The following is a 14,561-nucleotide window of genomic DNA, read 5'->3' on the forward strand; positions in this document are numbered from 1 at the left end:
CCTCAAGCATAGGTGTCTGCGTCTTTCTGCCTATATCAGCAAGAAAACGCAGAGCGCTCTTGACCAATCTCGCGATAATGCGCAACCATTACGCAGGCTTATGCAATTTATTGCGAGAATGTATGAAGATCGAGCACATCGCCCTATGGGTGGCCAATCTGGAGCGAATGAAGGATTTCTACGTACAGCATTTCGGCGGCAGCGCGAGCGAGCCGTATTGCAATCGCCGGACCGGGTTTCGCTCCTACTTCCTCAGCTTCACCGACGGCGCCAGGCTGGAACTGATGCAAAAGCCGGGGATCGCCGCCAACGCCAATAGCGACCAGCAGCAGACCCTGGGATTCGTCCATCTGGCGTTCGCCACCGGATCGGCCCTGCAAGTGGAAAAGCTGACCGAGCGGCTGCAAGCCGCCGGCATGCGCCTGCTGTCCGCTCCGCGCCTGACCGGCGATGCCTATTACGAAAGCGTGTTGCTCGATCCGGAAGGCAACCGGATCGAAATCACCATCTGATCAGCCTTTCACGCACACCACCTGGCGTAGGGTATGCACGATTTCCACCAGCTCGGACTGGGCCGTCATCACCGCATCGATATCCTTGTAAGCCATCGGAATCTCGTCGATCACGTCTTCATCCTTACGGCATTCGACATGCTTGGTGGCCTCGATCTGATCCGCCACCGTGAATAGCTTCTTCGCCTTGGTGCGGCTCATGCTTCGCCCGGCTCCATGGCTACAGGAACAGAACGCTTCCTCGTTCCCCAATCCGCGAACAATAAAGCTTTTGGCACCCATGGAACCGGGAATGATACCTAGCTGACCCTTTTGCGCCGATACCGCTCCTTTGCGGGTTACCAATACTTCTCGACCGAAGTGCGTTTCCTTCTGCACGTAGTTGTGATGGCAATTCACCGCTTCGACATCGGCGACAAAGGGCTTGGCAATTACGGTACGGGCTGCCGCAGTCACGTTCTGCATCATCACCGCGCGGTTGCGACGGGCAAAATCCTGCGCCCATCCAACGGCTTCGACATAGTCATCGAAGTGCTGGCTACCCTCTTGAAAGTAGGCCAGATCGCGATGCGGCAAATCGGCGATATGCTGGCGCATATCCGCCTGCGCCAGTTCGATAAACAGGTTCCCGATCGCATTACCCACGCCACGCGATCCGGAATGCAGCATGAACCAGACTCGGCTTTCCTCATCCAGGCAAACCTCGATAAAGTGGTTACCGGTTCCCAAAGTACCCAGATGCTTATGATTGTTGGTGTTCTTGATACGCGGGTGCTTCTCGGTGATGCGCTTGAAACCGTCGGCCAGCTCGCCCCACATGGCATCCACGGTCTTCGGCGGAGTATCCCAGGAACCCTTGTCGCGCTTTCCCATGGTGCGGCCGTGCGGTACCGCCGCTTCGATGGCGGATCGCAAACCCGCCAGATTATCGGGTAGGTCGGCAGCGGTCAGGCTGGTACGGGCGGCCATCATCCCGCAGCCGATATCCACACCAACCGCCGCAGGGATAATCGCACCCAGGGTGGGGATCACGGTCCCGATGGTCGATCCCTTACCGAGATGCACATCGGGCATCACCGCCAGGTGCTTGTAGATAAAAGGCATCCTGGCCGTATTCATCAATTGCTGGCGCGCTTCATCCTCGACCGGTACGCCTTCGGTCCACATCTTGATCGGGGCGCCGTTCGCTACGGCGACAGTGTTGTGCTTGCTCATCTTCCTACCCTTAGTCCAGCGCGCTCTGCGGTGGAGAACATTGATTCCACGTATGCATTTCATACGTCAACGAGGATCAGTATTGCGAAAAGCGTGCCAGCAACTGACCACCTCGTGAAAATCGACCCCACATCTTTGATTCAAAACGGTATTTACAACAAATCATCAACCGGCGGTTTGCTTATCCCTACTCGGCACCAGCTGATTTCTATCTAGGATTTTATAACTTGGTATAAATGCTTCGCACATTGGCCAGCCTGCTTGCCTCATCGAATACCGAGCAGTTCCAGTACCTGCTCCACCCGCGAAGCCACGCTACCGGTCAGCAAATGGTAGGGCTGGGCACGCTGTTCAAGCGCCCGTCCATACCAGCTGTGCTGCAGGTCGCGGAAGTCCGCGCCTTGGCGGGTACCATCCTGGACGAAGGGAAAATCGGGCGCGCACAACAATACCTGTTGATAAGTCCGGTCGGCCATTTCCCGCAATGCCGGCTCAGCCCGACCGAATAAATGCTGGCAATAGAAGAGCGTCGTCAACGGCGAGGTATCGCATACCAGATACGTATTGGTCTGTCCGGCCAGGGCGTCTTCCCGCCGAACTTGCTCGCAGGCAATCGCCAGGAGATCGCCATAGCCGAGCTCGCCACCTTGCGCCTCCCAGCGCTCGCGCCCATATTCCGGCACGTAGCGACAGTGCAAAGCCTTCGCCAAGGCAATCGCCAGCGTGCTCTTCCCGCTGGATTCGCCACCTAGCAGGCAAATTCGCGATACGAAATCGGCATAGACAGAAGCCGCCAGGTAATCGCGGTGACCATGGACGTCGCCGCGGATACGGGTCGCCGAAATCGGAATATTCGCGCGCGCCCGGTCAAGCTCGACATGCGTCACCAGGCTGCCGAATTCCCTACTCAGATGCGCGGCAAATCCGTCGCCATAATCCTCGCTGGTAAACACGGCCTCCACGCTCACGGCCCATATCGATAGGCAGAGCCGGGCGACGAATTGGCGATGCTCCTCGGCGGGCGCGGTATTGGACGGCAATGATCCTATCGCCCGCCCCTCCACCCGCCACTGCTCCACCAGCGCTTCGGTCACCACCAGGCTGATCGCGGCAGGAAATCGTTCGACCAGCCAGCGTTGCCGCCGCGCCGGCTCGCAGCCCGGCAGCTCCGGCTTGGAATAACTGAGCAGGTAGAGCTGATCGCACTGAGCCTGCGCCCTATCGATCAGCCACTCGTGCCCCCGATGCAGTGGTGCGAACTTACCTACCACTAGTCCGGCCCGAAAGCGCTTCACCGTGCCAACTCGCGACGCCAGCTGAACAAGCCGTACCAGGCATTGAACCAAAAGATCGCGTACAGGCCCGCGGTGAGATAAAGCTCGCGCGAGATATATAGCGGTACCGCGATGGCATCCACCACCAGCCAGACATACCAGTTCTCCACTCGCCGTCCCATCAGCAGCAATTGACCCAGCACACTGAAGGTCAGCACCAGCGAATCGACAAACGGTGCATAGGCATTGGTAAAGCGATGGAGCAGGGCACCATAGCCCGCCGCCACCAGCAAGGCGGCCACCGTGGCCAGCACGCAGGTCCATCGGTCGGTACGACGCACCGGCAGTTGACCGCCGTTTTTGCCGTGCAGCCAATGCCACCATCCCATCAGGCTGGTAACGATATAGAAGCCCTGCAGGGTAACGTCGGCATACAGCTGGGTGTGGAAAAACACCCAGGCGAACAGTGCGCATCCCACTATCCCGGTCCACCAGGTATGGACGCTGTTCCGGGCCGCCAACCAGACAGAAAGCCCATAGGTGATATCTGCGGCAAGTTCGGAGGGGGAGATCATCATGCGCTCACTCGGGAAAAGATGAATGGCAAGGTCTGGCTACCCGCATCCGCGGAAAAAGCTTTATACCGCCTTATCAAATAGCGCCAGACGCCGATCCGGCCGCAAGCGATAGAGTTGTGCCGGACGGTGTTTACCCTGCCGAATGGCATCGGGCACCGCTTCGACAAAATCCAGCTCGGGCAATTTGCGCCTGAATACGCTCTTGTCCAAGGGCGTGCCCAGGATTTGTTCGTAAGTCTGCTGCAGTTCGGTGAGCGTAAACAGGGGAGGCAACAAGTGGCAGGGCAGTGAAGAATAGGCGGACTTGTCCCGTAGGCGCTTGACCGCGTGGGCGACGATAGCGGCATGATCGAAGGGAAGCTCGGGCAGGGCATCGACCTCCACCAGTTCAAAGCGGTGCTCGGCGTCGGAAATCAGCACGCTTTCGTGCACCAGCGCGTAATGGGCGATGCTGGCAGACCAGCCCCGCGGATCGCGTACTCCGCCGGTAAAGGTATAGAGTTGCTCCAGATACGGCGACACCAGGCCGGTCTTGCTACGCAGCACGCGCTCGGCCGCCGCCAATGCGTCATGGTCGTCATCGGCATGGATATAGCCGCCGGGCAGTGCCAGCCGTTTCGCAAAGGGATCACGCTCACGCCGGGTCAATACCGTTTTCAGCCGCATCCCGCTCAACGTGAACAGCACGATATCCACGGTAACGATCAAGGTTGGGTTCACATTCAGGCTTTCTTGTGGGGAGGCAGGCAGGCGATCGCCAGGCGCACCAAGCAACTTAGTTACATTTGGCAACTAATTATATGCGAAGAATAGCGCGCTGGGGACTTATTGCGAATAGGACAGCTTCCAACGATGACGACTGCGGTTTTACAAGCGCATCGCCTTAAGAATGAACACGCGGTTCAACCGTTCCGTAGCCGATTGTTGATCAACCTGCCGGTAGCGGCATTATGGATTTCTACGGATCTCGCGTGCAAAGGTACCCGTGGACTGGGTCCAGTCCTGGTTGCGCCCCAGCGTGCAATGGACCATCACATCGACCTGTCCGCGCCTATGGTTGAGCGGATCGGACTTGGCGCCGCGTAGCTTGACCAGGCTGTTGATATTATCGTGCGTGGTTCGTTGCTTTTCGCTGACGCCCAGGCCGTCAAGCCGGCGTTTAACGGACCCTGCCGTCGATGTGTCATTCTGGAAAAATGAAAAGAAAGGCATGGTTTGTCGCCCCAACGTCTGCGTCGGCACCGAATGTATATATTCCGCCAGGTAGGGATATAGCGAATGCCGGCAAAAAACAAAGCTTGTAGTGAGACGACCGCGCCGGACCTATGCCCTAAGGTAAATCCATACTTGATAAGGACATCCATGTTCACCAGCGCACTGTTTGCCTTTCTCCACTTCGTGGCCGTCTTCGGCATCGTCGGCACGATCTTCTTCGAGTGGCAAACGATGAGCCGCACCCCCACCGTTGCCGCAGCGAAGCGCCTACAGCTATGCGATAGATGGTACGGGGCCTCTGCCACCATGCTGCTGATCGTGGGCTTCCTGCGCGTCTTCTACTTCGAGAAGGGATCGACCTTCTATATGAGCAATCCGCTCTTTCACGCAAAACTCGGCCTCTTTGTGCTTGTAGGCCTGCTTTCCATCTACCCGACGGTCCGCTTTATCAAATGGGGCCCGCAAACCAGGCAAGGGCTCGCACCCGTTGTCTCCGAATCGGAATACCAGCGCATCATGACCTTGCTGCGCTTGGAGGTGGTTTTACTGCTGGCTGCCGCACTGTGTGCCAGCTTGATGGCGCGCGGCATCGGGCTTTAAATTCGCTTACCTCTTCCTGCACCAGCCGCCTCGCCGAGGCGGCTGTTTCACGTGAAGCACAAGTGAGCCAAGGCAAGTAGTTTTATACGTTTTTGTTGTGTAAACCGGTTTTTTACACAAAAATTGATCGGGATATACATTTTTGAGTAAAGAAACGTGCCAAATTTAGCTGGTTACAGATGGTTGATCGATCAATATGACTTGCAAGTCATGCAACCGCTGCGCCTCACCAGTCAGATAGGCGCCACCCGCCAAACCCGTGCTACAGACGGCTTCGCACAGGAAACCTACCCTGCGTCCTACGAACCGGAAGAGTCCTTTTCCGGGCACATGACCTTCGCCCTGAAATACGAGGGCGTTTACCCCGAAGTGCTGGCCAGATTGTTTGCCCGCGTTCCAGAGGCCGAAATATCAGCTTGGGTCATGTCTGAGCGTTCCGGCCAGTATGCCCGGCGAGCAGGTTTCTTGTGGGAATGGTTTTCCGGCCGGGAGCTTGAGGGCGTGCCTCCCGTGCCAAGCGGCAATTATGTTGATGCCATTGATAGTAAGCGCCAAATCGCCGCTACCACCAAGGTGAATAATGGTCGCTGGCGAGTCCGTGACAATATGCCTGGCACAAGGGACTTTTGCCCCTTGATATTCAGAACGGATCGCACCCTGGCTTTGGAGAGGTTTAATTGCGCAGAAGAGCTGCATGCCTTGAATGTCGAATACGGCGCCGATGTCTTGCTTCGCAGCGCAGTCTGGCTCACGATCAAAGAAAGCCGGTCCAGTTTCCAGATCGAACATGAGGAAAAGAAAACCGACGACATCAAACGCTTTGCAGCTGCGATGGAGCGACGTTGCGGCGAGGATGGCGGTTTTCTCACGAATGAGAAATTGACCTCGCTACAGCATGAGGTTATCGGCAAGAAAACCACGCTCAAACATTTCGGAGTAAGGCAGTCACCGGTTTTTGTAGGAAGCGTTTTTCACTACGAAAATGTCGTTCACTACGTTGCCCCGCACTGTGACGCTGTACCGGCTATGTTGGGCGGGCTCTCATCGTTCCTGGCCCGCACGGCAGGTTTGTCTTCGCTTGTTCGAGCGGCCGCTGCAGCTTTCGGTTTTGTTTATATTCATCCATTGGCCGATGGCAATGGCCGGGTACACCGCTTCCTGATCAATGATGTATTGCGGAGGGATAACGCCATACCGGCGCCCTATATCCTGCCTATCTCCGCAACCATCATGCATAGCCCGGCTGATCGCGCGAAATACGATGAAGTCCTGGATGTATTTTCGAAACCCTTCATGCGACTTTACGGTAGTTCATGCGGTACTGGAAAAGTGCAAACTTACCCTGATGGGATCGAATCCGATTTCGTGTTCCATGCCTACGGCGATGCCGGACCGGCGTGGCGCTATCCCGATTTCACCTCCCATGTCGAATACATAGGCGATGTCATCGAGCGGACTATTAAACAGGAAATGACCAACGAAGCTCGCATGCTGCAGAGCTGGGGTCGCGCTCGAGTTGCTGTGAAAGAGGTTCTGGACGGACCCAACTCCGATATCGATCGGATTATCCGCTCTCTGCAAGAAAATAAATGGCTCGCTTCCAATGCATTGAAGAAGCAGTTCCCCATGCTTCTAGATAAGGACCTGGTGCAAGACGTTATCGAAGCGGTCAAAGGCGTTTTTACCGACGAACAGGACGGAAAGCCGTTGGTTTAATTTTAGCTGCTTGATTCTTGCCAACGGTAACTCGGTGTAAAAACAGCGTTATCCGCCGTGCCGTATATCAAATTAGGTCGCCTGAATGTCTACGCTCGAACCGCTATTTCAGTCCTTGCAACGCCGTCCACGCCCTGAAGATGTCATCGAATTGGTGCTCGAGGTGCTTGCCAATTCGCTCACGCCGCGCGAAGCGGCATTGCTGGAAGCCGCAGCCGCCGGCTCACTCAAGCGCGGCCTGCATCAGTTCAGCTCGATGCTGCAGGACTTCCAACGACCGGTGCCTCCCGAAAGACAAGCTTGCAAGGCTGCCGAGCTCTTTCCCGAAATCCCCACGCTGTCTGCCGAAGCCTGCAGCGATCCCGAGCGCGTTGCGGAACTGATCGGACAGCTTTCCGTAACCATTCGCAAGCACGTCGGTGCGAACGACTTCGGGGAAGACCGGCTCAACGGCGAACAGCGAAAGCTGGCCGGCCTCGACTTCTCCAAGCGACGCTACAACAAGCTGTTCCGCTTCCTGCAACGCTTCGAGCGCAAGCTTGCCACCTATCGCCTTGAGCAAAGAAAGTATGCAGCAACTCGCGTGGCCAAAGCCGGGCTGGCTACGCTGATCCGATGGGAGGACTTTTCCGACTCTCCCTATGCGGCCTGTTTCGCCGCCTATTACTCCGCCGCCAAGAATCGCCGGAGCGTTTTCGCCAACCAAAGCCAGGATTCCGCCTTCGACGACGTTGCCGCCATCCTGCTGAGCCGCTTCCGAACCGCACCGACCGCTCGCGGCTGGAAAGCCATCGCTCAGGTCATGCCCGATGCGGACGTGGCGGCCCAATTGACGGAAGCGGACAAGCTATCGCTGTTCACTGTTTACCTCGCACAATTGGAAGAAATTGCTTCCTTGCTTCGGATGACATGGCAGAGAAGCAACTTCAATCGCGACTCCATGATCGTCCAACAAGGCGATGACTCGACTACCTGGAATGCGCTTGCCGGCGCATGGAATACCGCTCGCCAAGGTTGGCTGTCGCTGGCTTGCGTTATGGGCATGGAAGACTTGGTGGATCAGCTTTGTCTCGGTAAAGTCATGCGTTTGATGGCAGCGGACGTTGTGGCTTGGCATGTCTCGAGTGGCGGATCTCTCGATCCCGACACCGTAGTCTGGTCGTCGCTCCCTGCTCCGTGGGAGGTTCTCTCTGGGGAAGCTTCCTGTACACGGGCCGATGTGGAATCCGTTTGCACCCAATATGCCGTAGATCCTGTCGCAAAAGGATGGACTACGCCGCAGGGCCATCGAAAGGCGGCGCCATTCGTCTCCACCCCTGAGTTGGTACATGGCGTAGCGGTGGGGCATCCCGCATTAGCAGCAGCCATGCGAAAGGCTGGTTGGTTCTCAGGCAAAGCGAAGATTTGACCTTCCTTGACGGCAAGCCAGGAACCAGCGAAAGTTGCTCAGCCCTCGAAATAGCTCAGTGGTAGAGCGGCCGGCTCTGGTCCGGCTGGACGCAGGTTCGAGCCCTGCTTTTGGGGGTGTTTTTCTAACGAGGGCAATAGTGCCGCAACCTCGTTAAATGCGTATCCCGCCGCTTTAGCCTATACAGTCCCCACTGCGTCGAGTCCGTGGGGGTGGCGATTGCCCCGGCAGCTCCATCGCATAGTGCAAGGACAGCAGCTGCCAGCCTTGCGGTCCCAATTGCCACTGACTGCTATTGACGCCAGTACTATCGGCCAGGGTTTGATCGGCACGACGCCGGCTTTCGACCACGCTATAAACTTCGGCATGGGCGCCATAGCGCCGCAATTCACGGTGGACCTCACACTCATACAGCGCTTCGGGTTTCGGCTCTTTTAGCAAGTCCAGAAATTCGCTGCCCGACCAAGCCTTGATATCCAGGCTCGCGGTACGCAGGCTTTGGCCCCAGATACGTGCCTGAGGGTGCAGCAGTGAGCCCAACAACTCCACATTGGACGCGGCACCGTCCTTATGGCCAATCGCCTGCCACAGCGCGCTAAGCCTCTGGTCCAGTTGCAACTGGCTGTGTGCCTCGATTCGTGGGCCGAGTTCCTTGAGCAGGGCTGGCCAACTGACACGGTAGAGCTGCGATAAACCGGCAGCATGCGCGCCGGAACGGGTAGAAGCGAAAATCAGCCATTGCCCATCGCTGCTGACCGAAGGGGTGAACTCGAAACCCGGGCCGTTGATCGGCGCGGGCAGGCGAATCGCCGGCCCAAAATCGGCGCCGACCCGTTCGGCCAGGAAAATGTCCGCATCGCTACCGTTCTTGCCTGCATCGCGATCGCTCCACCACAGCGCAAAGCGGCCATCGGGCGAAAGCGTGAAGTCACTGTTGGACGGTCCGACATTCACGGGCGCCGGCAGCGCAACGGGTGCGCTGTGCCCGCCATCGGCAAGGCGCTCGCTACGGTAAATCGACACCTTTCCGGGTCCACCTTTGCGGTATGAACCGAAGTAGAGCTGATTTCCATAACGCTCCGGTCCCAGTTCATAGGACTTGCTTTGCAGCGACTCGCTCAGGCGCTGCGGTGCGCTCCATTTACCCTCGGACAAGGTCGATTCGTACAGGTCCAGCTGCCCCAGCGCTTGTTCCCCGTCCACAGGTCGGTCGGAAATGAAAACGAGTGTTTTACCGTTGTTGCTCAGATGCGGGTCGGAGTCACGCCAGCGTTCATTGCTAAAGGGCAAGCGCTGGGGAGCTTGCCATTGCCCGTTGATCTTTTGCTGCCAAAAGATCTTCGATTGTTTGAAGTCGGCTGCGGAACGGGCGAAGACGCGTAGGTCACGCTGTTCCTGCAGGTTATAGCTTTGGGTTGTTGGATCGCTCGGTCCCAACTGCATTAATTCGAGAGTCAATGGTGCAGCTTGCACTTGGCCACACAGGCTCAGCAGTAGTACTGCCAAAGTCAAATTTGTACGCATGTTCAGAATTATCCAAGGTCGTATTAATTTTGGAGAATGGACTTTGAGATCAGCCAGCGTCGCCAAGCGGGTAGGGCGTTCAGCCTGCAGCAATCGGGCGCCTTGCACAAGTAGCTCGTCTCGACAGCTTCACGTCAACAGTATTTTTGCTGTTTTTTTGCTAAACAGCTTAAATGCTGTTTTATTCCAATAATTTCCATACCTGAAGTTACATACTAGAACTTCCATCTAACTGTTTATAAATGAATTCTATGAGTAATTCACAAGAAAATTCTAGTGCATAAACAGCAAATTTACTGTAATGTCAGTTAACAGCGTAAAAGCTGTTCCTGATATGCTGAGGCAAGCACCATGACCATCACCTACCCACTACACGCCATCGACCAGTTCAAGCCCATCATTGTGGCCGCACGTAAGCAGCTGGGCCTGACGCAAGTAGACGTTGCAGCGCGTCTTGGGGTAACCCAACAAACCTATGCGCGCATGGAAAACAACCTGGCCGGGCTCAGTTTTGGGCGCGTGCTAGCGCTTTGCCAGATCGTGGGTCTCGAGATTCGTTTTAACGAGTCACATATGTCGGATAAGGTCTCGAAGCGGCTAAAGTCGTTGGCGCTACCAACGCCGCGAGTGACCAAAAAGTCGAGTATGACCGGCATGGCAACCCCATCAATTATGGCTTCGCCAAATCAGACGTCTGGAAAGCAGCCTGAAAATACGGCACCGAAGCCAACTTCCAGCTCGTTGGGTAAACGTCTTGGCAGAAAGGTCATCCCCGAATGGTAAGCGCTACGAATGATCTCGATATCTGGATGAATGGCGAGTTTGTCGGTATCTGGCATCGGCCACGGCACCAGCCCGACACCCTTATCTATGACGAAAGCTGGATTCGCAGCACCGCCGGGCGTCCCCTATCCCTGAGTCTTCCCTTCGTACCGGGCAATGCCGCCCACAAGGGAGCGAAGGTCGCCAACTACTTCGACAACCTGTTACCTGATTCGGAGCGCATACGGGCGCGTGTTGCAGCGCGCTACACCAGGGGCGACGAAAGTGCCTTTGCCTTGCTTAGCGCGATCGGTCGGGATTGCGTGGGAGCGATCCAACTGATGCCTGACGGTCAGGAACCGCCGTCAGTGAAAGAGATCAATGGCGAGCCACTGGAGGAAGCAGATGTCGCTACAGTGCTGCGAGAAACCACTGCCGCGCCGGGGCCATTTCAGCGCAACGCTCAAAATGTCCACTTTCGCTTGTCCATTGCTGGGGCTCAAGAAAAGACCGCACTGCTCCGGCATAACAACCAGTGGCATGCCCCGCTTGGCAGCACTCCGACAACGCACATAATGAAGCTACCGCTGGGCCTCGTTGGCGGCATGCGGGCCAATATGCATGACAGCGTTGAAAACGAATGGCTTTGCTCCAAGATTGTTGAGGCCTACGGCATCCCGGTCGCCTATTGCGATATGGCGCAATTCGAGGACCAAAAAGTGCTGGTCGTGCGGCGATTTGATCGGCGTCTTCACTCAAGTGGCAGCTGGATCATGCGACTGCCCCAAGAGGATATGTGTCAGGCTACTGGTACTCCTGCAGGTGCGAAGTACCAAAACGATGGAGGACCGGGTATCACCAAAATCATGTCGCTGCTCGCCGGCTCAGTTGACCCGATTACAGCAATGGAAACTTTCTTCCTAGCGCAGATTGTCTTCTATCTGCTTGCGGCCACCGACGGACATGCCAAGAACTTCAGCATCGCTACGCTCCCCGACGATGCATACGCCATGACACCCATTTATGACGTGCTTTCTGCCCATCCAATCATTGGCGCCGGCGCGAACATGCTGCAATACCGTAATGCCAAATTGGCCATGGCTATCCGGGGATCCACCAACTACTACGAACTCTCCCGAATCCGGGATCGGCATTTTGTAGCTCATGCGAAACAGACCCAGCTCGGCGAAGTTCATGGCCGTCATCTGGTCGACAAGGCCATGAGCATGCTTGATGGTGTGATTGAAGTCGTGACAGCTCAATTGCCAGCCAGTTTTCCGGTCTACCTGGCAGAAGCTGTATTTGACGGAATGCGCCAGCAACGCAGGCGGCTCGCGTCGGCGGCAATTGGCGGCGACGTTTGATTTGAGTACATACTTTCTCGCTTTGAACCATTGATGTCGGAAGCTAAGGCACCTGAGTGAGCGATGCGAAGTGCCTCCTCAAAGCTGCCACTGCAATGCTCACCTTGGCTGGCCCCTCATCTCGTTTGGCCGTCAACATGGTCAAGTCCAGGGATGGAAGACGTGTCTTAGGCAAGACCCTTATCAGCAATCCTTGTTCAAGCACGGGCTGTACATCGGCGTAGAAGAGGCGCGCGATTCCCATGCCCTGTTCGCACATCTGCCGCAGCGCGATCTGGTTGGTCGTCGTAGTACGCGCTCGTAGCGTGACAGGTTTGCGCTTCTCATGCTGGTCAATCAGTTCCAGTGAAAAAGTTGGCAACGCGTTGTCTTCAATAGTGGCAAGTGCAACGTTGTTCCGAACCTCATGCATCAAGGCCAACCAGTGATGGCTTACCAAATCAGCAGCTTGGACCGGGGTGCCATGTCGTTCCAGGTAGGCCGGTGAAGCACAAAGCACCGTTTCCATGTCGCACAGCTTGCGTCCTATCCAACTTGAATCGGGTAGCTCACCCACACGCAGGGCGATATCGATCCGTGAGTCGATGAGATTAATCAGGGCATCATCGACGATGAGGCTCAGCCGGAGCTGAGGCCACTCCGCCAGGACCGGCGCCAGCGCTGGGGCCACATGTGCACCGAAGCCCAACGGTGCCGCAATTCGCAGTTCTCCGCTCGGTGCGTCACGCGCGCGCTCCAGTGATTCAGCCGCAGCGTTTGCGGCCTGGAGCAGTCGCAGGCAATGCGGATAACAGCGTTCTCCGGCCTCGGTCAACGTCAGTCTGCGGGTCGAGCGGTGCAGAAGGTTAACACCCGACTGGCGCTCAAGCGCGCTGATGGTTTGACTGACCGCAGAGGGCGTCAGGCCGAGGCGTCGCGCAGCCGCACTCATAGAGCCTGCCGCGACAACCTCGGCAAACACCGCATAGGGTTTGAGATCGTTCATTTGTTACCCTGACTTAAATTTAATTTCATTAAATCGCGGATATTCATTAGATTTTTTAACTGAAATAATAAAACAACTTGCTGCACTGGGAAACCTAAACCACTGAAAAGGAAACTCTCATGAAAATCGCATTGATCGGAGCCACGGGCTATGTCGGCAACAAACTGCTGGCGGAAGCACTGTCTCGCGGACACGAGTTAACTGCCATCACCAAGGAAACCGGACACGCACCACACCCGCATGCCAATCTCGAGTTCGTGCAGGTGGATGCGACGGATGTAAAAGCCTTGAGCGGCGCGATCCGCGGTCACGATCTGGTAATCAGCGCTTTCAACCCCGGTCTGGACGCCGATGGAAGCGGCACCCGGGCCATCATCGACGGCGTCAAGCGTGCCGGCATTGGCCGCTTTTTGACCGTGGGTGGTGCCGGAACGCTGCTTCTGCCCTCGGGTCAACGTGTGGTGGACCAACCGGACTTCCCGGCCGAGTGGAAAGAGGGTTCACTGCGCACGGCAGCGTTCTTCGAAACACTACAGAAAGAAAAGGAACTGGACTGGGTGTTCCTCAGCCCTGCCGCCATGCTGGTACCTGGAGAGCGCACCGGCCGGTATCGCATTGGCAAGGATCACCTGCTGACCGATGCGAAAGGCGAGAGCCGAATTTCGCTGGAAGACTTTGCATCAGCGATGCTGGACGAAGCGGAGCAGCCCCGGCACCACAGCGAGCGCTTCACGGTGGCCTACTGAGGAGCCAAGACCATGCTGACGATCTATTACTGTCCACTCGCCTGCTCGATGGCGAGCCATGTCGCGCTGGAGGAAGCCGGCGCGACTTTCGAGGCGAAGAAGATCAACATCTTCACTGGCGAGAACCGGAAACCCGATTACCTGGCAATCAACCCTCGCGGCAAGGTGCCGGCGCTGCGGTTTGATGACGGACGGGTCTTGCTTGAAAGCACCGCGATCCTTGGATGGATCGGGGAGACCTATCCCAATGCCGAACTGCTCGGGGCCGACCAGCTCGATCACGCCCGCACCATCGCGATGTGTGCCTGGCTGTCAAGCAGCGTCCACCCCGCCTTCATGCAATTCGTGCATCCGGAGCGGTTCAGTGACGACAAGGCCACGCATGCGGCCATCAAGGCACATGGCAAGGAGAGCTTCTGGGCCTATCTGCGCGAGATCGACCAGATGCTGGCGCACAGCCAGTGGGTCATGGGCGAACACTTCACGGTCGCCGATCCGTATACCCTGGTGTTCTACCCCTGGGGAAAGGAGCTTGGATTGCCAATCAAGGAGTTGAAACATCTCACCGCAATGAAGGATCGCCTCATCAACCGCCCTGCGGCCAGGCGGGCATTGGAGCGCGAAAAGAGCGTTCTGTTGAAGATGTAAGCCACCTTTGGGAA

General features: G+C 56.7%; 15 protein-coding genes and 1 tRNA gene. 9 read left to right on the forward strand and 7 right to left on the reverse strand.

Going from position 1 to position 14,561, the window contains the following annotated elements; translation table 11 throughout:
* Positions 1–122 precede the first annotated feature (122 nt).
* Entirely contained in the window at positions 123–512 is a 390-nt protein-coding gene (locus FNU76_RS11050; protein WP_144278252.1) for a VOC family protein, read from the forward strand.
* On the opposite strand, the gene FNU76_RS11055 is transcribed toward FNU76_RS11050, so the two are convergent.
* The 5 genes from FNU76_RS11055 to FNU76_RS11075 form a co-directional block, all read right to left on the reverse strand.
* On the reverse strand, positions 513–1,727 hold the full coding sequence (locus tag FNU76_RS11055; protein WP_144278253.1) for an RtcB family protein: 1,215 nt from the start codon (positions 1,725–1,727) through the stop codon (positions 513–515).
* A gap of 266 nt (positions 1,728–1,993) precedes the next feature.
* Entirely contained in the window at positions 1,994–3,022 is a 1,029-nt protein-coding gene (locus FNU76_RS11060; protein ID WP_144278254.1) for an AAA family ATPase, read from the reverse strand.
* On the reverse strand, positions 3,019–3,579 hold the full coding sequence (pnuC, locus tag FNU76_RS11065) for a nicotinamide riboside transporter PnuC (RefSeq protein WP_223879308.1): 561 nt from the start codon (positions 3,577–3,579) through the stop codon (positions 3,019–3,021). Before pnuC ends, FNU76_RS11060 begins: the two co-directional genes overlap by 4 nt.
* A gap of 60 nt (positions 3,580–3,639) precedes the next feature.
* Positions 3,640–4,299, reverse strand: a complete 660-nt coding sequence (locus tag FNU76_RS11070) for an NUDIX hydrolase (protein WP_144278255.1) — start codon at positions 4,297–4,299, stop codon at positions 3,640–3,642.
* A 228-nt stretch (positions 4,300–4,527) separates the two neighbouring features.
* Positions 4,528–4,791 carry a hypothetical protein gene (locus tag FNU76_RS11075; protein WP_144278256.1) on the reverse strand — a complete coding sequence of 88 codons (264 nt, stop codon included), beginning with the start codon at positions 4,789–4,791 and terminating at the stop codon, positions 4,528–4,530.
* A 150-nt stretch (positions 4,792–4,941) separates the two neighbouring features.
* Here FNU76_RS11075 and FNU76_RS11080 point away from each other — a divergent pair, with 150 nt between their 5' ends.
* The 4 genes from FNU76_RS11080 to FNU76_RS11095 all read left to right on the forward strand — a co-directional run bounded on the left by FNU76_RS11080 (position 4,942) and on the right by FNU76_RS11095 (position 8,634).
* Entirely contained in the window at positions 4,942–5,394 is a 453-nt protein-coding gene (locus tag FNU76_RS11080) for a DUF2214 family protein (RefSeq protein ID WP_179958435.1), read from the forward strand.
* A 183-nt stretch (positions 5,395–5,577) separates the two neighbouring features.
* Complete coding sequence (locus tag FNU76_RS11085) at positions 5,578–7,110, forward strand: Fic family protein (RefSeq protein ID WP_223879309.1); 1,533 nt, start codon at positions 5,578–5,580, stop codon at positions 7,108–7,110.
* Positions 7,111–7,195: 85 nt separating this feature from the next.
* Complete coding sequence (locus FNU76_RS11090) at positions 7,196–8,518, forward strand: hypothetical protein (RefSeq protein WP_144278258.1); 1,323 nt, start codon at positions 7,196–7,198, stop codon at positions 8,516–8,518.
* A 44-nt stretch (positions 8,519–8,562) separates the two neighbouring features.
* A tRNA-Gln gene (locus tag FNU76_RS11095) sits at positions 8,563–8,634 on the forward strand.
* A gap of 58 nt (positions 8,635–8,692) precedes the next feature.
* On the opposite strand, the gene FNU76_RS11100 is transcribed toward FNU76_RS11095, so the two are convergent.
* Complete coding sequence (locus FNU76_RS11100) at positions 8,693–10,135, reverse strand: PD40 domain-containing protein (RefSeq protein ID WP_144278259.1); 1,443 nt, start codon at positions 10,133–10,135, stop codon at positions 8,693–8,695.
* 258 nt (positions 10,136–10,393) lie between these two features.
* On the opposite strand from FNU76_RS11100, the gene FNU76_RS11105 reads away from it, so the two are divergent.
* The gene (locus FNU76_RS11105) at positions 10,394–10,825 is read left to right on the forward strand and encodes a helix-turn-helix transcriptional regulator (protein ID WP_144278260.1); all 432 of its coding nucleotides are present in this window, start codon (positions 10,394–10,396) and stop codon (positions 10,823–10,825) included.
* Positions 10,819–12,168: a type II toxin-antitoxin system HipA family toxin gene (locus tag FNU76_RS11110; protein WP_144278261.1), complete on the forward strand. Its 1,350-nt coding sequence runs from the start codon at positions 10,819–10,821 to the stop codon at positions 12,166–12,168. Before FNU76_RS11105 ends, FNU76_RS11110 begins: the two co-directional genes overlap by 7 nt.
* A gap of 43 nt (positions 12,169–12,211) precedes the next feature.
* On the opposite strand, the gene FNU76_RS11115 is transcribed toward FNU76_RS11110, so the two are convergent.
* A complete protein-coding gene (locus FNU76_RS11115) occupies positions 12,212–13,153 on the reverse strand; it encodes a LysR family transcriptional regulator (protein WP_144278262.1) in 942 nt (313 codons plus the stop codon).
* 119 nt (positions 13,154–13,272) lie between these two features.
* On the opposite strand from FNU76_RS11115, the gene FNU76_RS11120 reads away from it, so the two are divergent.
* Positions 13,273–13,899 (forward strand): NAD(P)-dependent oxidoreductase, encoded by a 627-nt coding sequence (locus tag FNU76_RS11120; protein WP_144278263.1) that lies wholly within the window; start codon positions 13,273–13,275, stop codon positions 13,897–13,899.
* Between the two features lie 12 nt (positions 13,900–13,911).
* The gene (locus FNU76_RS11125; protein WP_144278264.1) at positions 13,912–14,547 is read left to right on the forward strand and encodes a glutathione S-transferase family protein; all 636 of its coding nucleotides are present in this window, start codon (positions 13,912–13,914) and stop codon (positions 14,545–14,547) included.
* Positions 14,548–14,561: the final 14 nt, after the last annotated feature.

Origin of the sequence: Chitinimonas arctica (assembly GCF_007431345.1) — a bacterium.
Lineage (GTDB): Bacteria > Pseudomonadota > Gammaproteobacteria > Burkholderiales > Chitinimonadaceae > Chitinimonas > Chitinimonas arctica.

What these genes read in the sequence shown, in the direction of transcription:
- FNU76_RS11050 (WP_144278252.1), top strand. Translation starts at nt 123, where the DNA reads ATGAAGATCGAGCACATCGCCCTATGGGTGGCCAATCTGGAGCGAATG.
- FNU76_RS11055 (WP_144278253.1), bottom strand. Translation starts at nt 1,727, where the DNA reads ATGAGCAAGCACAACACTGTCGCCGTAGCGAACGGCGCCCCGATCAAG.
- pnuC (WP_223879308.1), bottom strand. Translation starts at nt 3,579, where the DNA reads ATGATGATCTCCCCCTCCGAACTTGCCGCAGATATCACCTATGGGCTT.
- FNU76_RS11075 (WP_144278256.1), bottom strand. Translation starts at nt 4,791, where the DNA reads ATGCCTTTCTTTTCATTTTTCCAGAATGACACATCGACGGCAGGGTCC.
- FNU76_RS11080 (WP_179958435.1), top strand. Translation starts at nt 4,942, where the DNA reads ATGTTCACCAGCGCACTGTTTGCCTTTCTCCACTTCGTGGCCGTCTTC.
- FNU76_RS11090 (WP_144278258.1), top strand. Translation starts at nt 7,196, where the DNA reads ATGTCTACGCTCGAACCGCTATTTCAGTCCTTGCAACGCCGTCCACGC.
- FNU76_RS11105 (WP_144278260.1), top strand. Translation starts at nt 10,394, where the DNA reads ATGACCATCACCTACCCACTACACGCCATCGACCAGTTCAAGCCCATC.
- FNU76_RS11110 (WP_144278261.1), top strand. Translation starts at nt 10,819, where the DNA reads ATGGTAAGCGCTACGAATGATCTCGATATCTGGATGAATGGCGAGTTT.
- FNU76_RS11115 (WP_144278262.1), bottom strand. Translation starts at nt 13,153, where the DNA reads ATGAACGATCTCAAACCCTATGCGGTGTTTGCCGAGGTTGTCGCGGCA.
- FNU76_RS11120 (WP_144278263.1), top strand. Translation starts at nt 13,273, where the DNA reads ATGAAAATCGCATTGATCGGAGCCACGGGCTATGTCGGCAACAAACTG.
- FNU76_RS11125 (WP_144278264.1), top strand. Translation starts at nt 13,912, where the DNA reads ATGCTGACGATCTATTACTGTCCACTCGCCTGCTCGATGGCGAGCCAT.